This is a genomic window from Sphingomonas psychrolutea (assembly GCF_014636175.1).
GTDB lineage: Bacteria > Pseudomonadota > Alphaproteobacteria > Sphingomonadales > Sphingomonadaceae > Sphingomonas > Sphingomonas psychrolutea.
Window position 1 is genome coordinate 121,738 of sequence record NZ_BMDW01000002.1, and the last position, 24,645, is coordinate 146,382.

The window sequence follows — 24,645 nt, forward strand, 5'->3', positions numbered from 1 at the left end:
TCGATATGCCCTTTTCATTCGACCCGGCACCGGCTCGGCTCGACGATGTGCTCGACCCGGCGTGGCTGACGGGGGTGCTGTCGACCCGCTGGCCCGATGCCGTCGTGCGCGACGTGACGGTCATCGAGACGCTTGTCACGCAGGCGACCAAGGTGCGTCTCGCCCTCGATGTTGCAGGCGGCGGCGATGACGTGCCGACGCAAATCTGCATCAAAGGCATTCTTACGATGACGCAGGTACCGAGCACCGCCTCGGTCGTCGAAACGCGCTTCTACCGCGACTGTGCCGCGCATCAGCCCGTCCGCGTCCCGCACTGCATCTATGCCGCGCTTAACGCGCCGGGCGACAATGGCGTGATCGTCATGCGTGACGAAATCGCAGCGGGCGGCACCTTCCTGTCGGCGCTGGTGCCATTCACTCCCGATGAAGCGCGCCAGACGCTGGAGCAGTTGGCGCAATTTCATGCCGCTGGATGGCACGACCGCCCGCTGTTCGATCAGCCATGGGTGCCGCGCTTTCTCGACCAGATCGGTGCCGCGCCGATCATGCCGCTCGATAGGCTCCAGGCGCTGCTGGATGGGCCGAAAGCAACGCGGTTGCCGCCCGCCATCAAGGACGCGGCGCGGTTGCAACGCGGCGTGACCGCACTTGCCGCGCAAATCCGCGAGCGCCCCGCCTGCCTCGTCCACGGTGATGCCCATGCCGGGAACATCTATCGCTGCGCAGAGGGCTTCGGCCTCGTCGATTGGCAAATCCTGCAAAAGGGCGAATGGGCGCAAGACATTGCCTATCATCTCGCCGCCGTGCTCTCGCCCGTCGACCGGCGCGCGCACGAACGCGCCCTGCTCGACCATTATCGCGACCGGCTTGCGGCGCTCGGCGGCCCCCGGCTTGACGCTGAAGAGGCCTGGCGGCGATACCGTGCCGCAATGCTCTACGGCTATTTCCTGTGGGCGATCACCCAGCGAGTCGATCCAGCGATCACCGAGGTGTTCACCCACCGCCTCGGCACCGCGGTCGACGACCTCGACAGTTTTGCCGCGGTCGCCGACTGATCGGCGCGTCAGCTTTCGACCCTAACGCCTTGCGACATGGCGACGATTGACAGAGTCAGTGAGCTGTCCATCAGGTCCGACAGCACAAGCTGTGCCTTGGCCATATTGCCGAGCACCGCCATCGGATCGCCCTCAAGCCCGTAGATCAGCATGAAATCCCAGGCCGGAACGCCGTCCGGTGCCTTCAGCGGCATCACCGTGTGCCGTTCTGCCGAGACCAGCCCCGGCACCGCCAACAGATCGGGAATGTGTGTTTCGTCATACCATTTGGCCAGTGCCTCGGCCTGCCCCGGCTTTGCCTTTGCCATTACAATCATCTTGTTCATTGTCGTGCCTCTGCTGCGGTTATGAGATTGATCGGGGGGGCGACGTCGAGCCATTCAGGGTGTGCCGCAATGAGCGACTTGGCCACCTCGACGAACGCCGCCGCAGTCGCGCTCAGATGGTCGGGACGCCAGACCATGACGAGTTCCCAACGCATATAGGCCGGCATGTCCGTGATCGGCAGAAAAGTGACATTGGGTGTTTGCCGCAACGCCGCAGTCCCGGCGACGATGCCGCAGCCGAGGCCCACACTCACCAGACTGAGCGTCGTGTTGGTCTGGGTCGCCTCCTGCGTGACCCTGGGGATCACCCCTGCGCTCTTGAACATCGACAGCACGTCATAGCCCTGTGGCGCAAGTTTGCGCGGTGCTGAGATAAAATCCTGCTCAGCGAGCGTAGCCAGCGAGACCGACGCGTGCCGGGCCAAGGCTGAGTCGCCGGGAACCGCCGCCAGAAAGGCAGAGCGTTCGACCAGTAAGGATTCGCACCGTTCGATCTGGTCGGTTGCGGCGGTGACGAAGCCGATGTCGAATTCGCCCGCCAGCATCCCCGGCATCTGCTCGGGCGATGACTTTTCGTAGAGCAAGGTGTTCACATGCCGGTGCGTTTCGCGGCATGTCGCGAGCAGCTGCGGCAGGAAGCGGTAGAGCGCCGGGCCGACGAAGCTGATGCGAAGTTCGTCCTTATGCTCGGCGGCGCGCCGGGCCACCTTGCGCGACAGCTCGGCCTGGATAAGCGTTCTTCGTGCTTCGACAAGGAACGCGCGACCGGCATCGGTCATCTCGACGCCGCGCCGCGATCGGTTGAGCAGGGAAACGCCAAGATCGAGCTCGAGCCGCTGGATCGACTGGCTGAGTGGCGGTTGCGCGATGTTGAGGCGAAGTGCCGCTCGCCCGAAATGCAGTTCCTCGGCCACCGCGACAAAGTGGCGCATGTGCCGCAGGTCCATCGATCCTCGCTCCCCTTGTCGGTCGACCGCATCTGGGGCCAACGCCTTATGCGTAAATCCGAATTTGCCGCGCATCAAACGATTCCGGCTGCAATCGCGGATAAATGCTATTAGGCTTGTGCAATATAAAGCGGCGGAGATCGACAATGAATTTCGGGTTGGACGGAAAGCGTATCCTTGTGCTCGGGGGCGGCCTCGGGATCGGCGAGGCGACTGTCCGGCTGATCGCGGCGGAGGGTGCGCACGTCGCCGTCGTCGACCGCGAGCTGGAGCGCGCGAAGGCCGTCGCTGATGCGGTTACGGCACGCGGCGGCACGGCGGCGGCGTTCTGCATCGACGTGCTCGACGACGACGCCCTCGTCGCTGGCATTGCGCAGATCGAGCGCGACTTCGGGCCACTCGACGGCATGGCAACGGTCATCGGCATGGCGGCGTGGGGGTCGCTGATCGATATCGACATGGCGACGTGGGACGCTGATCAGAACCGCAACCTTCGCTATTTCTTCCTCGCCGCTCGCGAAGTCGCACGCAGCATGATGACGCGGCGCGTGGGCGGCAGCATCGTGTGCGTCGGATCGGTCAACGGCATCCGCTCCGCGCCGAATCACGGGGCCTATGGCGCGGCCAAGGCGGGTCTTATCAACCTCGTCGCCACCATGGCCACCGAATGGTCGCCGTTCGGCATCCGCGTCAATGTCGTCGCCCCCGGCCCGATCGTCACCCCGCGCATTCCGCACACGGGCGAGGAAGGCGAGCGCAAGATGATGGTCAACGTCCCGATGCATCGCCGCGGCAGTGTCGAGGACATCGCCAAGGCGATCGCTTTCTTCCTATCCGACCTGTCGCCCTATATCACCGGCCAGACACTCGCGGTCGATGGTGGCTCGCTCGCCACCAATCCGTTTATCCCGCTGGCGGACGGGCACGTGCCGGCATGATGACGTTGCCGCCCGAACGCGCGGGGCACGGCGCCCCCACCGATCTGGTCGCGCGACGTGATGCGATTGCGGCGGCGGTGACGGCGGGCATTTGGCGGACCGAACCCGCCTTCGAACAGCTCGAGATTGGCGGCGTGCGTTGCCTGCGCTGCTCCCCTCCGGCCGAAACGCGGGGCAATGTGCTGCACATCCACGGCGGTGCGTTCCGGCTCGGCTGCCCGGAGATGGTGGCCCCCTTTGCTGCGGCGCTGGCGGCGCGGTGCGGGGTCAGCGTGATCTGCCCGGCCTATCGCCTCGCACCCGAACACCCCTTCCCTGCTGGTCTCAACGATACCTTCCGCGTGATGACGGCGCTGGGTACCGGCGGGCTGATCCTATCGGGCGATTCGGCGGGCGGCGGCATCGCGGCAGCGCTGGCTGCACGCGTTCCCGAGAACGCGGCCCCGCTCGGCGGGGTGGCGCTGCTCTCGCCATGGCTTGACCTAACCGTCAGCGCGGTCAGTTTCGACGCCAATGCAATGACCGACCCGCTCTTCTCGTCGGAAGCAGCGCACGAGGCGGCGGCGCTCTATCTTCAAGGGCTTTCGCCGCACCACTACCAGGCATCGCCGCTCTTCGGCCCGGTCGATCGCTTCCCGCCGACAATCATCAATGTCGGCGCGGGCGAGGTGCTGGTCGACGATGCCCGCGCCCTTTACGACCGGCTCACCTCTGCCGGTGTCGTGGCGCAGCTCGACGTCGTCACGGGCATGACGCATGTGGCGGTGACGCGCGATCTCGCGCTACCCGGCGCGGCGGAAGCGTTTGCTTTGCTCGCCGCCTTCATTGACAAATGCCTGATCCAGGATCGGGCTGGCTGACCAAGTCGACGCTGCGCTATCCCGTGACCGCTAAAACGGCGAAATAGAGGATCGATGGCGCCAACAGACAGCCCAATCCCGTGTGAAATGTCGCTGTTAACGCACCGTATGGCACGAGCCTCCGGTCGGTTGCGGCGAGCCCGGCGGTCACGCCACTAACCGTGCCCATCATACCGCCGAACACCATTGCGGTTCGCGGATTGTCGAGACCGATGAAGCGTGCGACCAGCGGAGTGGTGATCATGACTACTACAGACTTCACCACCCCGATGCCGATCGACAGCGTAACGATCACCGGTGCCGCGCCCAGCGCCGCGCCGGTTACCGGCCCCACGATATAGGTCACCGCGCCAGCGCCGATCGTCGAGATCGTGACGGCGTCGCGGTACCCGAACGCCCAGGCCAGGCCCGCGCCAAACAGGAACGGCAACACCGTACCCAGCACCAGCGCAATCGTTCCGACCAGCCCCGCACGTTTGGCGCGCTCGATATCGACTTCACAGGCGGTGGCGACGATGGCGAAATCGCGCAGCATTGCGCCGCCCATCAGGCCGAAACCCGACAGAACAGGAATGTCGCTCAGCCCCTTGTGCCCGCCCGTCGCAATCCCGCCCCAGAAGGCAAGGGCGAGGCCGATGATAATGGCAATCGCCGAACCGTGGATGCGACCACCGGTCAACCGCGACGCGAGCGCGTTGGACAGCCACATGATGATACCGACCATCGCAAAGGCGACTAGCAGCGCATTTGCGGTAAGCACATGGTCGAAGAGCGTTATGCCCGCGCCCGTCACGCGGTATCCGCCTGTTCGGTGATCGACGCAAGACGCTCGCGAGCTTCGATCTCATCCATGGTTTCGCTGCGGCCGGACATACGCCCGATCAGCGCCACCATCGCAAAGCACAGGCAGACAACGCAGATGCCGCCGATCAAGACCATCGGCCCGCCCGAGACAGCGGCAGCCACATCCTGCTGGGCGGCCATCGCGATCACGATGGGAATGTAGAGCGAGGCCCACAGCATTACGCCCTGATTTACCCCGGCGGTCCATAGCTTCCGGTCGGTCAACCACACCCGCGCGGCGATCAGCAGAATCATCGCGATGCCGACCCCGCCGACATTCGCTTTCACGCCCAGCTGGACGCCCAATAGTTCACCCAGCACCTGCCCGAGCAGCGTACAGAGCGCCAACAGCGCAACCCCCGAAATGGTCATACGCCTACGTTTTCGACCGCCATGTCCACCACTCCCCTTTTGAATTATTGCAATTGCGCGCTAACATAACATTCATTTGGCGGCCACTGCGGAAACGGCAGACCGTGCGAGGCAAATAAGGTTCATTCGATGGCCAATCTTTACACGCAGCTCCAGGCCGGGTTTCCGCAAGACGCGGCCCGTATTTTTGCGACGCTGCGCGATGGCACGGCGATCAGCTACGCCCAGCTTGAACAAGCCTCAGCGCGCTATGCGACACTGCTGGTGTCACTCGACGTTCAGCCCGGCGACCGGGTGGCGGTTCAAACGCCCAAGTGCATCGACATGCTGATGCTCTATCTCGCCTGTTTGCGGACTGGGGCCGTTTTTCTGCCGCTGAACCCGGCCTATACGGCGGGCGAACTGGATTATTTCATGCGTGACGCACAGCCGACGCTGTTCGTCTGCGATCCGGGACAAGTCGATGCGATCCGCGAGCTGGCACAAGCCGCCGGTGTCGCTCGTGTCGAGACATTGGGGGAAGATGGTCAAGGATCGCTTCCGGCACTGGCGGCGGAATGTGCCGCGGGCTTCGCCACGGTTGAACGTGCTGACCAAGATCTTGCTGCGATCCTCTACACGTCGGGCACCACCGGTCGATCGAAGGGCGCGATGCTCAGTCACGGCAATCTCGCTTCGAACGCGTTTACGCTGAAGGATTACTGGCGCTTCACCGGCGAAGATGTGCTGCTCCACGCGCTGCCGATTTTTCACACCCACGGCCTGTTCGTGGCGACCAACGTCGTCCTGGCATCGGGCGCATCGATGGTCTTCCAGTCAGCATTCGATGTAAGCGACGTGCTCGATGCGCTGCCGCGCGCGACCGTGATGATGGGTGTCCCCACCTTCTATATCCGTCTGCTCAAGGAGGCGCGCTTCACCCGCGCGCTGGTCACCCATATTCGGCTGTTCATCTCGGGGTCAGCACCACTCTCTGCCGACATTCACCGGGAATTCTCAGCCCGAACCGGCCACGCCATCCTTGAACGCTATGGCATGACCGAAACCAACATGAACACCTCCAACCCTTACGAGGGTGACCGGATCGCAGGGACTGTCGGTTTGCCACTGCCCGGCATCTCGATCCGCATCGCGGACCCTGAAACGGGCGCTATCCTGCCACAGGGGGCGATCGGTGTAATCGAAATTGCCGGCCCCAATGTCTTTCAGGGCTATTGGCAGATGCCCGAAAAGACGGCAGCGGAATTCCGAGGAGGCTATTTTATCTCGGGCGACCTCGGGCTGATAGCGACCAACGGCTACGTGTCGATCGTCGGTCGCGCAAAGGATCTGATCATCTCCGGCGGATACAATGTTTACCCGGCCGAGGTTGAAACTGCGCTGGATGAGCTCGCCCAGGTCCGCGAATCGGCCGTGATCGGCGTACCCCATCCCGATATGGGTGAGGGTATTGTGGCCGTCGTCGTGCCCACGGAGGCAGGCTTCGCCGATGGCGCTGCGCTGAAAACTACGCTTGCCGACACGCTAGCACGGTTCAAGCAGCCGCGCGTGATCGCCTTTGTCGACGAACTACCGAAAAACGGCATGGGCAAAGTCCAGAAAACCGTTCTGCGCGCGGAATATGCCAGCGCTTTTGAAGTCACGTGAGCTTACTGGTCGGCCCGGCTCAGGCCGAATCGCGACTTTAGGCTGCATCCTCAAACAATGCCCGCACCGCAGCCGCGTCGGTCTTGAGCGAATTGTTTTTCGGGATTGCGTCCACGAACTTCCACATCGTCGGAATGTGCGTGGCATAAACGTGCTCGCGCAGGTGGGTGTCGAGTTCGGCGATGCCGGGTTCGGCCATACCTGACTTGATCTGGATCGCGGCGGCAGGAACCTGCCCCAGCCTTTTGTCAGCCACGCCGACCACCGCCACCGACACGACGGCAGGATGCAGTAGCAACGCGCGCTCGATTGTTTCGGGAAGCAGCTTGAACCCGCCGCGCACGATCGCCCCGTCGGCACGCCCGCGCAGGAACACGAAGCCGTCCGCGTCGATCATCCCGATGTCGGTGGTCCGAATCCAATGGTCGCCGATGCGCGGAGCGACGACTTCCAGCAGTCCCTCCTCGCCTGCTGGTAAAACGTCGCCGGTCTCGGCGTTGATGGCGCGCAGTTGCGCTCCCGCGAACGGGCGACCGACGGTGCCGATTTTGGCGACGCCGAATTCCTTATAATCGTCGGGCGTCATCAAGGTCACGGGCCCGCCGAATTCGGTCGCCCCGTATGACAACAGGATCGGCACATTGTAACGGTCCTGAAAGCGTTGCTGCACCGTCGGATCGAGCGGGGCCGCGCCGGTCATGATCATCGTTATGCACGATAATTCCTCGGGCGGGATATCGGCGTCGAGCACCATCGTAATCGCGGCGGGCGGCAAGATTGGCATAGGCGGCTGGTAGCGGCGCACGAAATCGCGCCAGGCATCGAGCGTGAATCGGTCGAGCAGCACCGCACGTTTGCCCGCAAGCAACGTCGGCAACAGCCCGTAAATCCCCGAAATATTGCCGAGTGGAAACGTCAGCAGCACCGGGGGCGTCGTCGCATCGACGGAGCCGGAGGTTGCGGCGGAGGCGACATTCTGGCCGACCATATACTGCGCGATCGTGTCGTAGGTGAAACCGACGTTCTTCGGCGCGCCGGTGGTGCCGCTGGTATGGACCGCAATTTGCGGTTCAACCGATGGCACAACCCCGGCCGCAGCAGTGGAGCGCGCTGCCCCCTCGACAACCCACGCGCCGTTTTCACTGAGCGCGATCGCAGCCAGCCCCTGTTCGGCAATGACAGCGAGCAGCTCCGGCGTGAAATCGGCCTCGCCTGCCACGACCGCGGCCGCGCCCACCTTGCCGACATCGCGCGCGATGCCAGCCGCGGCCTGAAACGCATAGACCATGCTGATCGAAAAGCGCCCCGCAATCATGCCCAGTTCTGCGGCACATGCGGACGGGCGGTTGCGCGGGACGAAGGCGACCGCCTGCCGTTCGGCGACACCCGCCGCGGCAAGCAACCGGGTAACATCGTCGCCGATGTGGCGCAATTCGCCCCAGCTGAACCAACGCTGCTCATATTCAATAGCCTGCGATTCGGGCGCGCGGTCGAGCGCAGTGCGGCTCAGTTGATCGAGTGTGCTCATAAATGCCTCGTCCTTACCCGATGACCTGGGCGGCGCGCAGCTCGGCAAGCTCGTCCGCGCTGAAACCGATGCCGGCCAAGATCTCGTCGCTGTGTTCGCCGAGCTCGGGCGAGCAGATGAGGTTGGCGGGTGCGCACTGCGAATCGAACCCGATCGGACCCGCCACTACATCGACGACTTCGCCACTCTTCAATGGCAGTTTGAAGATGGTCCCGGCAGCGACGAGCTGGGGGTCGTCGCCCAGTTCATGGATGGTGGCGATCAATTCCCAAGGCGCGTCCCATGCGAGGAACGTGGGAGCCCATTCGGCCCAGCTGCGCGCGCGGAAGGCGGCATCAAGGATAGTACACAGCTCCGCCCCGTTCTGGATCCTGAGCACGTTGGTTGCAAAGCGCGGGTCGGCGGCGAGCTCGGCCTTGCCGATCATCTCGCACAACTCGGGCCAGGGCTTGTCGGGCGACAACAGCATCAGCTGGATAAAGCGTCCGTCGCTCGTCTTGTAGGCGCGCATCAGCGGCGCGCGGTGCCCGTTGGCGAACCCGGCATGCGGATCGTAGCTGGGATTGTTGCGCGAATAGACGAGATCGGACGAGAGGATCCAGGCCGCGTTCTGCAGTAGCGAGGTCTCGACGACCATGCCTTTGCCGGAGCGTTCGCGCCGGAACAGCGCTGACGAAATCCCGGCCAGCAGCGAGATCGCGCTGCTGTGATCGCCAAGCGCAGGGCGCGGACGTGTGGGGACATCGGCATCGGGCGCGGTCAGCAGATCGGCAAAGCCGCCGCGTGCCCAAAATGCCGACGCATCATAGCCCGCTTTGTTGAATTCGGCCCCCTTGAAGCCAAGACCGTTGCCGCGTGCGTAGATCAGCCGCGGATTGCGCGACATCAGGTCTTCCGGTTCCAGTCGCAGCGCTTTCAGCGCCAACGGGCGCAGGCTGGTGATGAACACATCGGCGGTATCGACCAGCCGCAACAAGGCCTCACGGCCTTTCTCGTTCTTCAAGTCGATGGCGACGCTCTTCTTGCCGCGATTATTCTGCTCCATCGCCAGATTGGCGGTCGCGGTCTCGCGCCCATCGCCAATCATAAGCGTACGATAAGGATCGCCGCTGCCAGGTGGCTCGATCTTGATGACCTCAGCCCCATGATCGGCCAACAGCGTGGCCGCCGCCGGCACGAACACATATTGCGCGAGCTCGACCACCCGGACGCCTTCAAAAATATCAGTCATCGCAATCCCCTGTGGCCGCGCGCACATCGTTCAGCGCGCGAAAACCAGCTTCAGCCGCATTATGCACATACCTATATGCATTATCAATCCGTCACGCGAAATGGAGACGCCGGAATTTGCCGCGAAAATAGAGCAGCGGGTCGCGGTGCGGCTCGAACCAGGCGTGGTCGACATGGCCGACGAAAATCAAATGGTCGCCGCCATCGTGAATGGCGTGGGTGCGGCAGTCGAACGATGCCAGCGACCCGGCGAGAATCGGCGATCCGCCCTCGCCGCGCACCGCCCAGTCGACCCCGTCGAAGCGCGCGACATCGCGCGAGGCGAAGCGTCCACCGACCGGCTGCTGGCCGATGTGCAGGACGTTCACCGCAAAGCGGCCCGCCTTTTCAAAGGCGGCAAGATTGGCCGATTTGCGGGCAAGCGCGAACAGAATCAGCGGCGGATCGAGCGAGACCGACGTAAAGCTATTAGCGGTCAAGCCGAGCGGCTCACCGGCTTCGTTTATCGTGGTGACCACCGTCACACCCGTGGCGAAACAGCCGAGCGCATCGCGCAGCACGCGTGGTTCGGACCCTTCGATAAAGGCCAATGCCTGGCGCGGTGCCTTCCGCTCGAGGAAGTCGAGCAGGATCGCATTGAAGTCGTCTTCACGGTCCGACGTAGCGTAGTGCCCCGCGCCTTCGATCTCCGCGATTTCCGCGCCCTTGATCAGCGCCTGAAGCTTCTCGGTGACTGCCGAAGAAACAGTCGCGTTGAGCGAACCCCGGATCAATGTGACAGGGCAGACCAAGCGCGCAGCCGCTGCCGTCAGGCGCGTTTCGAATTCGGGAAGGCTCCCGCTCGCCAGCGCCTTGGGATCGCCGCGCCAGTAGAACCGTCCGTCGTCACGACGGGCATAGGCCGCCATAATCCGGTCGGTGACCGGGCGCGGCTCCGATGGATAGGCGGCGGCAATCGCGTCGATGATCTGCGACGGATCGTCGAACTCCATCGCCCGCGATGCCAGCGCCCGGCCCATGTGCGCCGCGACGGCCTGTTCGACCCAGATATTGGCATCGACCAGCGCCAGCCCGCTGACGAGGTCGGGCGCGCCTTCGCCCACCGTTGCCATCGCGATCAGGGCACCCAGCCCCGCCGTCACCACCACGGCGCGGTTGGGCAGCGCCGCCAAGATGGTACGTAGATCGCCGATATAAGCACCGAGTCCGTACTGCCCGTCAGGCGACGGCGCGCTGTCGCCGTGGCCGCGCAGATCGACACAGATCGCATAGCGCCCCGCCTCGGCCAGCGCCGCCGCCGACCCGTACCAGAACTCGCGCGTCTGCCCGTGCGAAGGGAGCAGCAGGACCGAAGGGTTGTCCGGCGACCCGAACGCGGTTCCGGCAATATGGATGCCGCCGAAGCCCTGAAAATCGAGTCGTTCCATCTTGTCCCTGTAGATCGTTCGAGGTCGCTCGCTGGCGCCGTCAGGCCGCTGCGGGCGCAACTTCCGCACTGGGCTGGGCCTTGAGAATCGCGCGCTCCATCGCGTCGAGACACATTTTGAGCGCATGCGCGGGGTTCAGTTCTAAGCAACGGGTCTTGTCCGTCTCGTACATCAGGACATGGCCTGAGGGTACGAAATAGGCCTCGCCGGCCTCGATAACGTCGTCGGGCCAGTCGGTATCAGGGTAGCGGACCCGGATGCGCCCCTCGAACAAATAACCATAATGCGGGCACGGACAAACCCCGCCCGGCAGGCCGCCGAACTTGTACGACTCGGTGCAGTCGAGCGGCGAGTCGAGCGTGGTGTAGCCCACTTCCATATCGCCCCAATGCGCCGTCTTGAATCCATCATGGCCCAGCGCGGGCCAACGTCCACCGCCACTCGGCAGGTCTTCCAATTTGCAATGCGGCATCGTCTGTCTCCGATTTACTAGCCGAGGAAATATCGCCCGCCGTCGACGACCAAAGTCTGGCCGGTCACGAACCGCGATCCGTCGCTCACCAGGTGAAGCAAGGTGCCGACCATCGCGTCAGGCTTCATCTGCTCGGCGATCAGCTGGGTTGCCTTGGCGCGTTCTTCCGCGACGGCCATGTTGCCGCCCATGATTTCCGAATAGCCCTCGGTGGCGGTGCCGCCCGGCGCGATGCAATTGACGCGGATATTGTCACGCCCCAGCTCGCTCGCGACGCTTTTGGTCAGACCGATAACGGCCGCTTTCGAGGACGTGTAATCGAGCATATAGGGCATACCGAAAGCGGAGATCGACGACTGGTTGACGATGACCCCGCCACCGCCCGCGCGCATGTGCGGCACGACGGCCTTGATGCACAGCCACGCGCCCTTGACGTTGACCGCCATCGTCTTGTCCCAGCGTTCGACCGTCAGATCGGTCAGCGGTCCGCCCTTCAGGCTGGCAAACATTGCGGCATTGTTGACGAGGATGTCGATGCCCCCGAATTCAGCGACTGCCTTGTCGGCCATGGCTTCGGTCGAGGCCTGGTCGGCAACGTCCACCCGCTGAAAGACGGCACGCCCCCCGCGAGCGCAAATGGCCGCTGCGGTCTCCTGCCCTTCCGCCTCAAGCATATCGGCAATGACGACGGCGGCACCTTCCCCGACCAGTGCCTCGGCATAGGCCCGACCGATACCCCGCGCACCACCGGTGACGATGGCGACTTTACCTGCCAGTGATCCCGTCATTGGTCGGTAATCTCCATGGCGAGAACCATCCCCGACTTCGACCGGTCGAAGGTTGGCGAGAACGGACGAATGTTGTCCCGCATTTCGCGCAGCACACTATCGATATCGTCGCTCTCGATTTCGTAAGTGGCGACATAGGGCCAGTCGATACGATTGCTGCTGACCGCCTTGAATCGTCGCGCCGCGATCACGCCGTCCAATGCCAGAAGATCGGGCATGTGCACGCTGTGGTACCATGCGTTATAGGTCGCCTCATCACCCGCGCCTTCGGTCGGACCGTTGAGCGCGAAGAGCATATATTTCGCCATCGTGCAGTTCCTATTCAGCTGCGACCTGCGTCTCGGCGGGCGCGTCGCCTGCTTCGGCGCGCATTTTTTGTTGCATGATCCGACGCGCCATCACCCCCGCCGCATCGGCTTTCAGGATGATCGGGTTATGTTTCAGGAAATCGGTCGAGTTGCCCATGTCGCGCTGCTGCGCCTCGATCATCGGGCCATCTTGTGTTTCGAACACGTTCTTCATCGTCGCCGCAGCGCCCGCAGTAAACTGCTCGCTCTCGAGCGCAAACGTGCGACCCGACCCCCAGAAATAGTGGCTGGAGAATTCGGTTTCAGGGGTAATCAGATGCGCATTGGGCGTCCGATAGCCCTCGTCGATCGTCTTGCCATGATCCCAGAAGGCGGTATCGACAAACAGCACCCCTGGCACGTCCCAGCGCGAATGACCCTGGCCTTCGACGTCCTCGGGCCCCTCCCCCATGCCGTACATCGAGCGCATCGCCGCCTTGATGTGATAATTGTGCCGATACAGCATCGAAAAAACCGTATCGCCATCCCGCTTCACTTTGTTCGTGAAGTCTTCAAAATTCGATCCTTCGTGCACGCCAGGATGCAAATAGTGGATGTGGCTGAGATCGAGCAGATTGTCCGAAATCAGCTGATAGTTACCCTTCATGTGGGTATAGCCTTGGCAACACGTGAATTTTTCCGTGTCGTCGAAAAAGCTGAAGTCCGGGATAAGATCGGGATTGGCCGCTGCCGCGTCGCCCATCCAGATCCAGATCCATTTGTGGCGCTCGACCACTGTATACCCCTTTATGCAGGCACGCGCTTTCTGGCTGTCGTCGTCATGCGGCGCCTCGACACAGGCACCGTTGCCGTCGAAACGCAGGCCGTGATAGCCGCACTGAAGCGTGTCTCCGACGCGCTTGCCCATCGACAGCGGCACAAACCGGTGGGGGCAGCGATCCTGAATCGCGGCGACGCTGCCATCGCTCTTACGAAACATTACGATCTGCTCATTGCAGATTTTGCGGCTGACCATCGGCTCGTCGAGTTCGGCGGCACTCGCCGCAACGTACCAGGTGTTCTTTAGGAAAGTCATGGCGCTTCCGAGGCTCCTTCATCCATCCAGTCCGACCGCGTTCGCGGGGGCGCTATGTCCTAGCGTCGGCTAATGCAACGCATGTAGCGCATTCTTTCGCCGGATGCGATAGCGGAATTATGGAAATGGGCACATTGAAATGTCCGCACGGCGATATGTCCGCGCGGAAAATTCCCGACTTGGCCAACTAATGCAACTGTGCTATGGCATTTCAATCGAGGAGAGGATGGATGCCGATGGGTTCGCCAACAGGCTTTAGAATCATGCGCGCGAGTGACGCGCCCAGCCTTATGGCGGCGGGTTGCATGTCGATCGAGCCCTATTCGGACGTGCAGCGTGCCGGAGTCACCGCGCTCTTGGCCGCAGGCTATGGCGAAGGTGACGACGTCAAAGTGCTGTGCGACATTCCCGGCTTTTCGCTGACGCATGCGTGGCTCAAGAAGGATTATCCTCTGCCGCTGCATAGCCATGATTCCGATTGCCTTTACTATATCATCGCCGGAACGCTGACGATGGGCACGGAGGCACTTGGGCCGCGCGACAGTTTTTTCGTGCCCGCGGGCGTGCCTTACAGCTATCGGCCCGGACCCGACGGAGTCGAAGTGCTCGAATTTCGTCAAGCGACGCAGTTCAACTTTCTCAATCTATCCAAAGGCGAAGCCTGGTGGACAAAAGCGGCGGAGACCGTTGCCGCCAACGCCGCGGACTGGAAATCAGCACAGCGCCCCAGTGATACGGTTGTCGAACCCGCAACAGCATAACCCGATCAACGATACGCCAAACGTCGAGAAAGCCTAGCCGATGACCACAGCATCCCCCGAACCGAACACGAACGCCGCGATCCCCGACGCCGCGACACAGGTCGATATCTATCGTCGAATGTCGTTGATTTCGCAGAATGACGAAGCGGCACGCAAGACGGTCAAATCGGGTCGGCTGATGATGCCCTATTATTCGCCCAAGGGGCAGGAAGTCATTCCGTCTGCGGTCTCGGTCAACCTCAACGACGACGACCGCATTTGCACGATCTATCGCGGCACGCACGACATGCTCGCAAAGGGGGTGCCGCTGCGCGACCTCTGGGCGGAAATGGCGGGGCGCGTGACCGGAACCTGCAAGGGCAAGGGCGGCCCGATGCACGTCACGCACCCCGCCTCCGGAGCCATCCTCACGACGGGTATCGTGGGATCGTCGATGCCGATTGCCAACGGCCTTGCCTGGGCGGCGAAACTGTCGGGCAGCAAGCGCGTGACGATTGCCTATTTCGGGGATGCGGCGTCCAATATCGGCGCGTTTCACGAAAGCCTGAACCTGGCTTCGGTGTGGAAACTGCCGGTCGTGTTCATCTGCCAGAACAATCTGTTCGGCGAACATACCCGTTTCGAGAATGCGACGTCGGTCGACCAGATTTCCAAGCGGGCTGCCGGTTACAGCATGCCCGGCGTGACGGTGGACGGCAACGACCCGTTCAAAATGTACGCCGCCGCGCACGCCGCCATCAACCGCGCCCGCGACGGCGACGGGCCGACGCTGATCGAAGCCATGACCTTCCGCTTTTATGGCCATGTGTTCGGCGACGATGACCATTATATGACCAAGGAAGAGAAAGCAGCGGCTCTCGCCAAAGACCCCCTGCCCATCTTTCGTGCGCGCCTGATCGCCGACGGGGTCGCCACCGACGCGCAGCTCACCGAACTCGATGCGGACATTCGCGCGCAGATCGAGGACGCAATCCAATTTGCGCTGTCGAGCGAGATGCCGCCGATCGAAGAACTGACACGCGATGTCTATGCCGAAGCGGGAGCCGCCTGATGACCGTCGAAACCAAGAAGCTGAATGCGATTCAGGCGATCAATCAGGCGCTGGCACAGGCGATGGAAGCCGATCCCACGATCCTGGTGCTGGGCGAAGATGTCGCCGACCGTGAAGGCGGCGGTGTTGTCGGCGTGACCAAGGGTCTGTCGACACGGTTCGGCGAGGACCGGGTAAAATCCACCCCGATTTCGGAACAGGCGATTATCGGTGCGGCGATCGGTGCCGCCATCGACGGCTATAAGCCTGTCGCCGAGATCATGCTGATGAACTTCACCACGGTCTGCATGGACATGATCGTGAACCATGCCGCCAAGCTGCGGTATATGTCCGGCGGACAGACGACGGTGCCGATCGTCATCCGCATGATGACGGGTGCAGGCATCGCCAGCGGCGGGCAGCACAGCGATTTTCTCGAAGCCTGGTTCGCGCATACGCCCGGCCTAAAGGTTGTCGCGCCGTCGAATCCGGCGGACGCCAAGGGGCTGATGCTATCGTGCATCGCCGACCCCGACCCGTGCATCTTCATCGAAACCTCGCGCGCCTATGGCGTCACCGGTGACGTGCCCGTCGATGCCATCCCGATCCCACTCGGCAAGGCGCGGATCGCGCGCGAGGGCAGCGACGTGACCCTGATCAGCTATGCCGAAATGGTCACCCGTTGCCTGACGGCGGCAGCCGAGCTCGACAAGGAAGGTATCTCCGCCGAGGTCATCGATCTGCGGACGATATCACCCTGGGATGTGGAAGCCGTGCTGGCATCGGTCCGCAAGACAGGGCGCGCGGTCATTGTCCACGAAGCGGTGCGGACCTTCGGCGTCGGTGCAGAGATTGCCGCGACCTTGCACGAAAAGTTGTTTCGCGAGCTCAAGGCACCGGTCGGCCGGTTGGGCGCGCCGTTCACGCCTGTGCCGTTCGCTGGCAACCTTGAACAGGCGTTCCTCGTGCAGCCGGGTGCCATCGTCGAAGCTGCACGCGCGACGCTGGCGACCCATTGAACGGCGCTGGGCACATGACCACCACCAAAGACATCGCGGCCCTTCGCGCCCTCGTCGGCGACCGCACGCACTTGCAGGAAGCGTTAAAGTCGGCCGACGTTGCGCCGCTACTGATGGTGCTTGTGCATCTCGGCGGCGACCCGGCGTGGCTCGACCGGATTGCGCCCTATATCAAAGGCCCATGGAGCTTTCACGAGGAAGCGCCTGAAGCGCTGAAGGCCGAGCTTCGACAGGCGGTCGTCGATATCCTGACCGACTATGCGGACTCCGGGCGGGCGCTGCCGCTTTCGCCGCCGATGGGGCTGTTGCCGCGGATGCTCGACGTCTGCACCGGCGGGACGGTACCGCCTGAATATTATCCGCTGGTCATTGAGGAAATGGATCTCGAGGATAGCGATCCCAAAACCGTTAAATGGCGCACCCAACCTGCGCCTGCCACGTTGGCCAATTTTCATGTCGCGGTCATCGGCTCGGGCTTCACCGGGGTTGCGATGGGGATAAAGCTCAAAGAGGCTGGGATTCCTTTCACGATCATCGAAAAGAACCCCAGCGTGGGGGGCACCTGGTTCGAAAACACCTATCCCGGCATCGGCGTCGACACCGCTAACCATTTCTATTCCTATTCGTTCAACAACAACGCCGACTGGAATCACTTTTTTGCCAAAGGGCCGGACATCCTCGCCTATATCCGGCGCAATGCCGAGTTGGCAGCGCTGAGCGAGCATACGCGCTTCAACGAGGAAGTGACGCAGTCGGTCTGGGACGAGCAAGCGATGCTGTGGCGCATCGACACCGTCACCAAGGATGGCAAACACGACCAGATCGCGGCCAATGTTCTGGTCACCGCGACGGGCCAGCTCAATCAGCCCCAATATCCCACGATCCCAGGGCTGGAGGATTTTCAGGAGCCGGTTTTCCACACTGCGCGCTGGGATCATTCGGTGGGTTATGCGGGCAAACGCGTCGGCATGATCGGCACCGGGGCAAGCGGGATGCAGGTCGGCCCGGCGATCGCGCCCGTCGTCGAGAATTTGACCATCTTCCAGCGTTCGCCGCACTGGGCGATGCATAACCCGCTCTATTTCGAGACGGTCAGCGACGGCAAGAAATGGGTGCTCAAAAACATCCCCTTCTACACCAAATGGTTCCGCTTCCAGCTTTTCTGGTCTTCGTCGGACACATTCCACCACAACCTGAAGGTCGATCCGAACTGGCCCGACCAGAAGCATTCGCTCAATGCCGAAAACGCGAAAGTTCGCGACCAGCTGGTGGCGCACATCGCCAGTGAAGTCGACAACGACCCCGAGCTGATCCGTAAGGCCACACCCGAATATCCGCCCTATGGCAAGCGTATGCTGCGCGACAATCACTGGTACAGGATGCTGACCCGCCCCAATGTCGATCTGGTCACCGAGCACATCGACCATATCGAAAAAGGCGCGGTCATCACCAAGGACGGCGTGCGCCACGAGCTCGACATATTGGTGCTGGCGACGGGGTTTCAGGCGCGCCGGATGCTGTCGCCAATGCACGTCGTCGGGCGCGGCGGCATTTCGATCCGCGACCAATGGGGCGAGGACAATCCGCGCGCGCATCTGGGCATTACAGTGCCCAATTTCCCCAATTTCTTCGTTACCTACGGACCGAACACCAACCTTGCCCATGGCGGCAGCGCGGTGTTCCATTCCGAATGCCAGGTCCGCTACATCATGCTTGCCATCCGCGAACTGATCGAGGGCGATCAAGCGAGCGCAGAGGTGCGCGCAGAACCCTTTGAGGCCTATCAGCAAAAGGTCGACGACGCGATTTCGAAGATGGCGTGGGCGCATCCGGGGATGAGCAGCTGGTACAAGAACTCCAAGGGCCGCGTGACCCAGAACTCGCCATGGCGGCTGGTCGATTATCGCAACCTGACCGCCGAATTCGATCCGGCTGAGTACATATTTACCAAGAAGGCCTCCGCATGAGTCTCGCCGCGCTGCTGAAGCCGAAATCCATCGCGATCATCGGCGCCTCTGACAACAAGACCCGCATCGGCGGCGTGCCGATGGACCTGTTGCTGCGCGCGGACTTCGTGCGCGTCTACGCCGTCAATCCGAAGAACGACACCGTGCAGGGCAAGCCCGCCTACAAGGACATCGAGTCGGTCCCCGAGGTAGTCGATCTCGCGATCGTCGCCGTGTCCGCCGATGCGACGCTGCCGATGCTCGAACGCTGCCACGCGCTGGGGATCAAGGCGGCAATTGCCTATGCTTCGGGCTATGCCGAAACCAACGAAACTGAGGGCGTGCAGCGTCAGGATGATCTGATCGCCTTCACGCGGCGTACCGGCATGAACGTCGCCGGTCCGAATTGCATGGGCAATGCCAATTTTACCGACGGCATTTTCACCACCTTCGGCCAGTCGTTCCAGCCGGGCGAGCCTGCGGGCAACACGGCGCTCCTGACGCAAAGCGGAAATATGTGCGCCACTGTGTTCCGCATGGCCAAGCGGGCGGGCGTGACGTTCAGCCACGTCATCAACACTGGCAATGAGGCCTCGGTCGAGTTCAGCGACTATCTCGATTATCTCGTGGACGACCCAGCGACCCATGCCGCCGTCTGCTACATTGAGGAGCTGCGCGATGGTCGCAAGTTCCTTGACGCCGCCACCCGGTTCCGCGCAGCGGGCAAACTGCTGGCAGTTTACAAGGTTGGTGCGTCCGAAAAGGGCGCGGAGGCGACGCGGTCGCACACGGCGGCGCTTGCCGGCGACAGTGCGGCTTATGACGCTGCCTTTGCGCGCGCCGGAGTCGCGCGGGCAAGCTCGCTCGCCGAACTCGCCGACCTGGCCTATCTGCACGCACTCAGCACCACATCGGGCACCTGCAGGATCGGCGGCAGCAATTGTGGAGTGCTGAGCATTTCCGGCGCGGCGGGCGCGATTCTCGCCGATGCGCTCGCGCTGGCGGGCGGCGGCACGCCGACCTTCCCGCAGGCTGTACAGGAGGGGCTTGCCGCGCAGATTCCCGGACATTCGATGGTCTCGAACCCGGTCGATCTGACCGGAAATATCGTCAATTCGAACACCTTCCTGTCCGAATGCATCAGGCTGGCGCTGCAGCCCGACGAAATCGATGTGCTACTTCTATATCTGCCCGGCACGTTTCTAACGCAGGCGCTCGATCAGGTGGAAAAGGCGGCGGCCGAAACGGGCAAGACGCTGATCGTCATCGATACCTTTGCAATGGCCGATCAGGACCGGCTGGCCGCGCATGGCATCGGCTATTTCGACGATTTCGACCGCGCGGCCCGCGCCATCTCGGCCTATGGCAATTGGTGTAAAGCAGGTGATGCTGCCGTCACGCGCACGACAAGCAGCGTTCGATGGCCCATGATCGAGGCCGGACGCGAAGCGCTGTCGGAAACCGAAGGCAAGGACGCGCTCGCGCGGTTCGGCGTTCCCGTTGTCACCGACAAACTCGTGCACGATCGTGCCGAAGCGCGGCGCGCCGCCGACGCGATCGGTTATCCGCTTGTCCTCAAACTGGTCAGCCCGGACGTCGCGCACAAGACCGAATACGGCCTGATCCGGCTCGGCCTTAACAGCGCCGACGCGGTCGCCGCCGCCTTTGACGAGGTGATGGCCAAAGCGCAATCGATGGCGGGCATCCACATCGAGGGTGTCACGCTCGAGCCCATGCTGGCCGGCGGGGTCGAAATTCTCGCTGGCGTCACACGCGACCCGGTGTTCGGCTGGATGCTCACCGTGGGCCTTGGCGGGGTGTGGACCGAGCTGATGAAGGATGTGCAGCATCGGTTACTGCCGGTCGACTCGGCGGGGGCCGAAACGATGCTGCGTAGCCTCAAGGGCTTCAAGCTGCTCGACGGCTATCGCGGTGCACCCAAAGCCGATGTCACCGCCGCCGCAAAGGCAATTGCAGCGCTTGGCGAGGCCGTGCTTGCCGGGGGTGACGCCTTACGTGAAGTCGAAATCAATCCATTGCTGGTGATGCCCGACGGGCGCGGCGCGGTGGCGGTAGATGCACTGGTGCTGCTCAACGCAAGCGCGCCCGAAACGATGGAGAAGGCAGCATGAGCGATCTGGTCGAACCCAAGGCCTTCGAGCCGGTCTATGAAACCGAAACGCCGGTCCTGTACGAAGTGATCGATCAGGTCGCGTGGATCACGATGCACCGGCCCGATTTCAACAACGCGCAGAACGGCCAGATGACCTATGCGCTCGACGATGCGTTCCAGCGCGCGACCAACGACGACGCTGTCCGCTGCATCGTGCTGGGGGGCAGCGGCAAGCATTTCTCCGCCGGACATGACATTGGCACGCCGGGGCGCGATGTGCTGAAACAGTTCGACAACCGGCTGATGGTGCCGCCGCATGTCACCCGCCCCGCCGCCGAATTGCTCTATACGCGCGAGCAGGAACAGTATCTTGGAATGTGTCGCCGCTGGCGCGATGTCGCGAAGCCGACGGTTGCGATGGTGCAGGGGGCGTGCATTGCCGGCGGCCTGATGCTGGCGTGGTGCTGCGACCTGATCATCGCGTCGGAAGATGCATTTTTTCAGGATCCCGTCGTGCGCATGGGCATTCCCGGCGTGGAATATTTCGCGCACGCCTTCGAGCTGCCGCCGCGCATCGCCAAGGAATTTCTGCTGCTCGGCGAGCGGATGCCCGCCGCGCGCGCCGCGCAGTTCGGCATGGTCAACAAGATTTTCCCGCGCGACCAATTGCGCGTGGAAACCGCAGCGATCGCGGCCAAGCTCGCCGCGCAACCGCGCCTCGGCGCATGGCTCACCAAACAAGCTGTGAATCATGTCGAGGAGCTGCGCGGCAAACGCGCGGCAATGGACGCGGTGTTCCACATGCACCATTTCGCCCATGCCCAAAACGACCTGACCTCGGACAACAGCCTCGGCGGCCTCGATGCCAAAGCGATGGCGGCGGAAAACAAGCGGCAGGCGAGCCAGTGAAGCTCGACTATACCCCCGACCAGCAGGCGTTCCGGCAGGAAGTCCGAAGCTGGATGGCCGCCAATGTGCCCCCTGCCCGCCTCCCCTCGTTCGATCTGACGCGCGAAGGGTTCGAAGCGCATCGCGACTGGGAACGGAAACTCAGCGAAGGGCGCTGGGGTATGGTGACATGGCCTGAGGCGTACGGCGGACGCGCGCTCGACCTCATCCGCTGGCTGATCTTCGAGGAAGAATATTACCGCGCCGGTGCCCCGACCCGCGTCAACCAGAATGGCATTTTCCTGCTCGGCCCGACTCTGATGGAGTTCGGCACCGACGACCAGAAGGCGCGTTTCCTTACGCGTATGGCAGCCGGCGACGATATCTGGGCACAGGCCTGGTCCGAACCTGGTGCCGGCAGCGACCTTGCTGCCGTGCGCTCGACCTGCACCCGCGACGGCGACGAATATGTCCTTAATGGCCAGAAAATCTGGTCGTCGCGCGCCGTCTTCGCCGACTGGGCGTTCGGCCTGTTCCGCGAGCCCGGCAGCGAACGCCACAAGGGGATGTCGCTGATCCTGTTCCCGCTCGACGCACCCGGCGTCACGCGTCGCCCGATTGCACGCATGGACGGCGAACTTGTTTTCGCCGAAATCTTCCTCGACAATGTCCGCGTGCCCGTCGCCGACCGCTTGGGCGACGAGGGTCAAGGCTGGCATGTGTGCATGGCGACGGCCGGGTTCGAACGTGGGCTGATGCTGCGCTCGCCCGCACGCTATCAGGTCGCGGCGGCGAAGCTGGCGGCAATGTACGAGGCCAATAAGGCGCAGCTGCCCGCATCGGTCGGGGAGCGCGTCGCGCAAAGCTGGATGGATGCCGAAGCCTATGCGCTGTCGATTTATTCGACCGCATCACGGCTTGAGGCGGGCGGCACGATCGGCCCGGAATCGTCGACCAACAAGATTTTCTGGTCCGAGCTCGATGTGGCACTTCATCAAACCGCGCTCGACATATTGGGTCCGCGTGCCGAACTGGTCGCGCAGGCTCCTGGTGAGGCGCCCGACGACACCTGGCTTGATGGCTATATTTTCGCGCTGTCAGGCCCAATTTACGCCGGGTCGAACGAAATCCAGCGCAATATCATTGCCGAGCGGATGCTCGGCCTGCCGAGAGCCTGATATGGAATTCGCCTTCACCGACGACCAGCTTACACTGACCCAGGCCGCACGCGAGATGCTGGTCGACAGCTGCCAGCCCGCCGATCTGCGCCGCCTGCTCGATAGCCAGCAGCCGCGCGACGACGCGCGCTGGGCGGCGATCAACGGCATGGGCCTGATCGGGATGCTCGCCCCCGAACGCGCGGGCGGCATGGGCATGACGCTCGTCGATTTCATCGGCATCGCCGAGGCCGCAGGGTATGTCGGCTTGCCTGAACCGCTCGTGGAACTGACGGGCATCGCCCTGCCGCTGCTGGCGCGGCTCGACGGAACGCGCGGCTGGCTCGACAGGGCGATGGCAGGCGCGGTCGTCGCCATCGGTCACCCGATCAATCCGCTTGTGGCCGGTGCCGACACCGCCGACGCATTGTTGCTGGCCGACGGTGATGACATCCACCTCATCGAGTCGAACGCCGTAACGCTGACGCGCGCCGAGAGCTTCGATCCGTTCCGTCGCCTGTTCGCGGTCGAATGGACCCCCTCGCCCGCCACTAAGGTCGGCAGCGATTGGGGCGATACGGCGGATCGCGGTGCGGTGCTCGCCGCCGCCCAGATGATCGGCCTCGCGCAGCGCTGCATCGATATGGCGGTCGCCTATGCCAAGGACCGGCAGCAATTCGGCAAGGCCATTGGCAGCACGCAGGCGGTCAAGCACATGATTGCCTCGGCGCAGGTCAAGGTGGAGTTCGCAAGGCCGGTCGTCCACGCCGCCGCCGCCGAATTGCCGCTCGGCAGTTTGGCCGCCCGCGCGCGCGTCGCCCATGCTAAGATCGCGGCGGGCGAAGCCGCCGACGGCGCCGCTCGTATGGCGGTGCAGGCGCACGGCGCGATGGGCATGACCTGGGAAGTCGATCTCCACTTCTTCCTGAAGCGCGCGATGGCGCTCAATTATGCCTGGGGCACGCCTGCCGCGCACCGTGCAACGGTGATGGCGCGCATCGCCGCGCTCAGGACCGGACCCGACGCGACATTCGCGAGTGAGGTCGCTTAAACGGCAATTGCCTTTGCGATAGCCTCCGCCGTGGCGCGCGCACCGGCAAGCGTCGGATGGAAGTCGGCACCCGCGGCTGGCCTAAAACCGTTGATCCACGGGTCTGTGCTGCACGCATCATGGCCCTTTGACAACAATGCCATATCCACGACGGTTGCGCCCGCGGCTGCCGCTGCTTCCCGCGTCGTCGCGGCAAGTTTGACGCCGACTCCGCGCATCAGCGCCGCCTGCGCTTCGGTTATACCGGCTGACGCACAAATCGGACCGTCAGGCAGGATTGTCGGGTATGTTACGACGATGATCCTGGCTTGCGGCGAGCGTCGCTGAATCTCATGCAGTGTTTCCCGCAATGTCATCGCGAGGTCGTCGAAGGGGCGTTTGCTGATCGGCTTGGCACCGCGCCAGAATGCCCCGACGACACCACCGATAACACCACCGCGATTGCTGTATGCAATCGCGATCAGATCGCCGACATAGCCGACATCGTTACCCCCGGCCGTCAGCGTCACCAGGCGCGTGTCAGGGCCCAGCGCGTCGATCTGCGGCCCGAGCAGCATCTGGCCGCCATGCAGAACGTGCCGTACCGTCGACCCCGACGATGACATGTCGGTAAAGCTCGGCACGCTCAGCAAGCGAGCAAGGTGCTGCGGGTAGCCGTTGATCGTCCGTTGCGAAACAATCGGGCTGCCGGGCGCACGCGGGCCGAGTCCCAGCCCTGCCGCGTAGGAACTACCCAAAGCGACATAATAGGCATTGGTGACGGGCGGCGTCCGGGCCTGCCAGGCGAGGAGCCCCCCGCCGACGAGAATTGTGCCCGCGCCCCCAAGTCCAAGCCATTTCAAAATACGTCGAAGTCGCATGATC

General features: G+C 63.1%; 24 protein-coding genes. 12 read left to right on the plus strand and 12 right to left on the minus strand.

Annotation, left to right across the window (positions count from 1 at the left end; translation table 11 throughout):
* Positions 1-5 precede the first annotated feature (5 nt).
* Positions 6-1,055 (plus strand): phosphotransferase, encoded by a 1,050-nt coding sequence (locus IEV62_RS02065; protein ID WP_188445116.1) that lies wholly within the window; start codon positions 6-8, stop codon positions 1,053-1,055.
* 8 nt (positions 1,056-1,063) lie between these two features.
* On the opposite strand, the gene IEV62_RS02070 is transcribed toward IEV62_RS02065, so the two are convergent.
* Together IEV62_RS02070 and IEV62_RS02075 are read right to left on the minus strand one after the other, a co-directional pair.
* A complete protein-coding gene (locus tag IEV62_RS02070; protein WP_188445117.1) occupies positions 1,064-1,381 on the minus strand; it encodes a hypothetical protein in 318 nt (105 codons plus the stop codon).
* The gene (locus IEV62_RS02075) at positions 1,378-2,328 is read right to left on the minus strand and encodes a LysR substrate-binding domain-containing protein (RefSeq protein ID WP_188445118.1); all 951 of its coding nucleotides are present in this window, start codon (positions 2,326-2,328) and stop codon (positions 1,378-1,380) included. The genes IEV62_RS02070 and IEV62_RS02075 overlap by 4 nt, the downstream gene beginning before the upstream one ends.
* A 146-nt stretch (positions 2,329-2,474) precedes the next feature.
* Between IEV62_RS02075 and IEV62_RS02080 the strand changes: the two genes are divergently transcribed.
* Entirely contained in the window at positions 2,475-3,266 is a 792-nt protein-coding gene (locus tag IEV62_RS02080) for an SDR family NAD(P)-dependent oxidoreductase (RefSeq protein WP_188445119.1), read from the plus strand.
* Positions 3,263-4,126: an alpha/beta hydrolase fold domain-containing protein gene (locus IEV62_RS02085; RefSeq protein WP_188445120.1), complete on the plus strand. Its 864-nt coding sequence runs from the start codon at positions 3,263-3,265 to the stop codon at positions 4,124-4,126. Before IEV62_RS02080 ends, IEV62_RS02085 begins: the two co-directional genes overlap by 4 nt.
* Before the next feature lie 16 nt (positions 4,127-4,142).
* Here IEV62_RS02085 and madM read toward each other — a convergent pair whose 3' ends face one another.
* Together madM and madL are read right to left on the minus strand one after the other, a co-directional pair.
* The gene (gene madM / locus IEV62_RS02090) at positions 4,143-4,919 is read right to left on the minus strand and encodes a malonate transporter subunit MadM (protein ID WP_229732763.1); all 777 of its coding nucleotides are present in this window, start codon (positions 4,917-4,919) and stop codon (positions 4,143-4,145) included.
* Entirely contained in the window at positions 4,916-5,341 is a 426-nt protein-coding gene (gene madL / locus IEV62_RS02095; protein WP_188445121.1) for a malonate transporter subunit MadL, read from the minus strand. Before madL ends, madM begins: the two co-directional genes overlap by 4 nt.
* A gap of 129 nt (positions 5,342-5,470) precedes the next feature.
* On the opposite strand from madL, the gene IEV62_RS02100 reads away from it, so the two are divergent.
* Positions 5,471-6,988: a malonate--CoA ligase gene (locus IEV62_RS02100; RefSeq protein ID WP_188445122.1), complete on the plus strand. Its 1,518-nt coding sequence runs from the start codon at positions 5,471-5,473 to the stop codon at positions 6,986-6,988.
* A gap of 37 nt (positions 6,989-7,025) precedes the next feature.
* Here IEV62_RS02100 and IEV62_RS02105 read toward each other — a convergent pair whose 3' ends face one another.
* From IEV62_RS02105 to IEV62_RS02135, 7 genes are all read right to left on the minus strand, one after another.
* Positions 7,026-8,516 carry a class I adenylate-forming enzyme family protein gene (locus tag IEV62_RS02105; protein WP_188445123.1) on the minus strand — a complete coding sequence of 497 codons (1,491 nt, stop codon included), beginning with the start codon at positions 8,514-8,516 and terminating at the stop codon, positions 7,026-7,028.
* A gap of 13 nt (positions 8,517-8,529) precedes the next feature.
* Complete coding sequence (locus IEV62_RS02110; RefSeq protein ID WP_229732764.1) at positions 8,530-9,747, minus strand: CaiB/BaiF CoA transferase family protein; 1,218 nt, start codon at positions 9,745-9,747, stop codon at positions 8,530-8,532.
* 91 nt (positions 9,748-9,838) lie between these two features.
* Positions 9,839-11,173 (minus strand): alpha/beta fold hydrolase, encoded by a 1,335-nt coding sequence (locus tag IEV62_RS02115; protein ID WP_188445125.1) that lies wholly within the window; start codon positions 11,171-11,173, stop codon positions 9,839-9,841.
* A 40-nt stretch (positions 11,174-11,213) separates the two neighbouring features.
* Complete coding sequence (locus IEV62_RS02120; RefSeq protein ID WP_229732765.1) at positions 11,214-11,645, minus strand: cupin domain-containing protein; 432 nt, start codon at positions 11,643-11,645, stop codon at positions 11,214-11,216.
* Positions 11,646-11,662: 17 nt separating this feature from the next.
* Positions 11,663-12,433 (minus strand): SDR family NAD(P)-dependent oxidoreductase, encoded by a 771-nt coding sequence (locus IEV62_RS02125; protein ID WP_188445126.1) that lies wholly within the window; start codon positions 12,431-12,433, stop codon positions 11,663-11,665.
* Positions 12,430-12,741, minus strand: coding sequence for a DUF4286 family protein (locus IEV62_RS02130; protein ID WP_188445127.1), 312 nt, complete (start codon positions 12,739-12,741; stop codon positions 12,430-12,432). Before IEV62_RS02130 ends, IEV62_RS02125 begins: the two co-directional genes overlap by 4 nt.
* 10 nt (positions 12,742-12,751) lie before the next feature.
* A complete protein-coding gene (locus IEV62_RS02135) occupies positions 12,752-13,816 on the minus strand; it encodes a Rieske 2Fe-2S domain-containing protein (RefSeq protein ID WP_188445128.1) in 1,065 nt (354 codons plus the stop codon).
* Between the two features lie 230 nt (positions 13,817-14,046).
* Between IEV62_RS02135 and IEV62_RS02140 the strand changes: the two genes are divergently transcribed.
* From IEV62_RS02140 to IEV62_RS02175, 8 genes are read left to right on the plus strand one after another with little or no spacing between them, the layout of a single operon-like run.
* Positions 14,047-14,577 carry a cupin domain-containing protein gene (locus tag IEV62_RS02140; protein WP_188445129.1) on the plus strand — a complete coding sequence of 177 codons (531 nt, stop codon included), beginning with the start codon at positions 14,047-14,049 and terminating at the stop codon, positions 14,575-14,577.
* Between the two features lie 40 nt (positions 14,578-14,617).
* Entirely contained in the window at positions 14,618-15,628 is a 1,011-nt protein-coding gene (locus IEV62_RS02145) for a thiamine pyrophosphate-dependent dehydrogenase E1 component subunit alpha (protein ID WP_188445130.1), read from the plus strand.
* Entirely contained in the window at positions 15,628-16,626 is a 999-nt protein-coding gene (locus IEV62_RS02150) for an alpha-ketoacid dehydrogenase subunit beta (RefSeq protein ID WP_188445132.1), read from the plus strand. The genes IEV62_RS02145 and IEV62_RS02150 overlap by 1 nt, the downstream gene beginning before the upstream one ends.
* A 14-nt stretch (positions 16,627-16,640) precedes the next feature.
* On the plus strand, positions 16,641-18,593 hold the full coding sequence (locus tag IEV62_RS02155; RefSeq protein ID WP_188445134.1) for a flavin-containing monooxygenase: 1,953 nt from the start codon (positions 16,641-16,643) through the stop codon (positions 18,591-18,593).
* Entirely contained in the window at positions 18,590-20,704 is a 2,115-nt protein-coding gene (locus IEV62_RS02160) for an acetate--CoA ligase family protein (RefSeq protein WP_188445136.1), read from the plus strand. Before IEV62_RS02155 ends, IEV62_RS02160 begins: the two co-directional genes overlap by 4 nt.
* Positions 20,701-21,594 (plus strand): enoyl-CoA hydratase, encoded by an 894-nt coding sequence (locus IEV62_RS02165; protein WP_188445138.1) that lies wholly within the window; start codon positions 20,701-20,703, stop codon positions 21,592-21,594. The genes IEV62_RS02160 and IEV62_RS02165 overlap by 4 nt, the downstream gene beginning before the upstream one ends.
* Positions 21,591-22,751 (plus strand): acyl-CoA dehydrogenase family protein, encoded by a 1,161-nt coding sequence (locus IEV62_RS02170; RefSeq protein WP_188445140.1) that lies wholly within the window; start codon positions 21,591-21,593, stop codon positions 22,749-22,751. Before IEV62_RS02165 ends, IEV62_RS02170 begins: the two co-directional genes overlap by 4 nt.
* A gap of 1 nt (position 22,752) precedes the next feature.
* Positions 22,753-23,781: an acyl-CoA dehydrogenase family protein gene (locus IEV62_RS02175; protein ID WP_188445142.1), complete on the plus strand. Its 1,029-nt coding sequence runs from the start codon at positions 22,753-22,755 to the stop codon at positions 23,779-23,781.
* On the opposite strand, the gene IEV62_RS02180 is transcribed toward IEV62_RS02175, so the two are convergent.
* The gene (locus tag IEV62_RS02180) at positions 23,778-24,623 is read right to left on the minus strand and encodes an SGNH/GDSL hydrolase family protein (RefSeq protein WP_188445143.1); all 846 of its coding nucleotides are present in this window, start codon (positions 24,621-24,623) and stop codon (positions 23,778-23,780) included. The genes IEV62_RS02175 and IEV62_RS02180 overlap by 4 nt on opposite strands.
* Positions 24,624-24,645: the final 22 nt, after the last annotated feature.

What these genes read in the sequence shown, in the direction of transcription:
- IEV62_RS02165 (WP_188445138.1), top strand. Translation starts at nt 20,701, where the DNA reads ATGAGCGATCTGGTCGAACCCAAGGCCTTCGAGCCGGTCTATGAAACC.
- IEV62_RS02120 (WP_229732765.1), bottom strand. Translation starts at nt 11,645, where the DNA reads ATGCCGCATTGCAAATTGGAAGACCTGCCGAGTGGCGGTGGACGTTGG.
- IEV62_RS02130 (WP_188445127.1), bottom strand. Translation starts at nt 12,741, where the DNA reads ATGGCGAAATATATGCTCTTCGCGCTCAACGGTCCGACCGAAGGCGCG.
- IEV62_RS02150 (WP_188445132.1), top strand. Translation starts at nt 15,628, where the DNA reads ATGACCGTCGAAACCAAGAAGCTGAATGCGATTCAGGCGATCAATCAG.
- IEV62_RS02070 (WP_188445117.1), bottom strand. Translation starts at nt 1,381, where the DNA reads ATGAACAAGATGATTGTAATGGCAAAGGCAAAGCCGGGGCAGGCCGAG.
- IEV62_RS02085 (WP_188445120.1), top strand. Translation starts at nt 3,263, where the DNA reads ATGATGACGTTGCCGCCCGAACGCGCGGGGCACGGCGCCCCCACCGAT.
- IEV62_RS02110 (WP_229732764.1), bottom strand. Translation starts at nt 9,747, where the DNA reads ATGACTGATATTTTTGAAGGCGTCCGGGTGGTCGAGCTCGCGCAATAT.
- IEV62_RS02105 (WP_188445123.1), bottom strand. Translation starts at nt 8,516, where the DNA reads ATGAGCACACTCGATCAACTGAGCCGCACTGCGCTCGACCGCGCGCCC.
- IEV62_RS02140 (WP_188445129.1), top strand. Translation starts at nt 14,047, where the DNA reads ATGCCGATGGGTTCGCCAACAGGCTTTAGAATCATGCGCGCGAGTGAC.
- IEV62_RS02175 (WP_188445142.1), top strand. Translation starts at nt 22,753, where the DNA reads ATGGAATTCGCCTTCACCGACGACCAGCTTACACTGACCCAGGCCGCA.
- madL (WP_188445121.1), bottom strand. Translation starts at nt 5,341, where the DNA reads ATGACCATTTCGGGGGTTGCGCTGTTGGCGCTCTGTACGCTGCTCGGG.
- IEV62_RS02145 (WP_188445130.1), top strand. Translation starts at nt 14,618, where the DNA reads ATGACCACAGCATCCCCCGAACCGAACACGAACGCCGCGATCCCCGAC.
- IEV62_RS02125 (WP_188445126.1), bottom strand. Translation starts at nt 12,433, where the DNA reads ATGACGGGATCACTGGCAGGTAAAGTCGCCATCGTCACCGGTGGTGCG.
- IEV62_RS02075 (WP_188445118.1), bottom strand. Translation starts at nt 2,328, where the DNA reads ATGGACCTGCGGCACATGCGCCACTTTGTCGCGGTGGCCGAGGAACTG.
- IEV62_RS02135 (WP_188445128.1), bottom strand. Translation starts at nt 13,816, where the DNA reads ATGACTTTCCTAAAGAACACCTGGTACGTTGCGGCGAGTGCCGCCGAA.
- IEV62_RS02155 (WP_188445134.1), top strand. Translation starts at nt 16,641, where the DNA reads ATGACCACCACCAAAGACATCGCGGCCCTTCGCGCCCTCGTCGGCGAC.
- IEV62_RS02160 (WP_188445136.1), top strand. Translation starts at nt 18,590, where the DNA reads ATGAGTCTCGCCGCGCTGCTGAAGCCGAAATCCATCGCGATCATCGGC.
- IEV62_RS02065 (WP_188445116.1), top strand. Translation starts at nt 6, where the DNA reads ATGCCCTTTTCATTCGACCCGGCACCGGCTCGGCTCGACGATGTGCTC.
- IEV62_RS02080 (WP_188445119.1), top strand. Translation starts at nt 2,475, where the DNA reads ATGAATTTCGGGTTGGACGGAAAGCGTATCCTTGTGCTCGGGGGCGGC.
- IEV62_RS02115 (WP_188445125.1), bottom strand. Translation starts at nt 11,173, where the DNA reads ATGGAACGACTCGATTTTCAGGGCTTCGGCGGCATCCATATTGCCGGA.
- IEV62_RS02100 (WP_188445122.1), top strand. Translation starts at nt 5,471, where the DNA reads ATGGCCAATCTTTACACGCAGCTCCAGGCCGGGTTTCCGCAAGACGCG.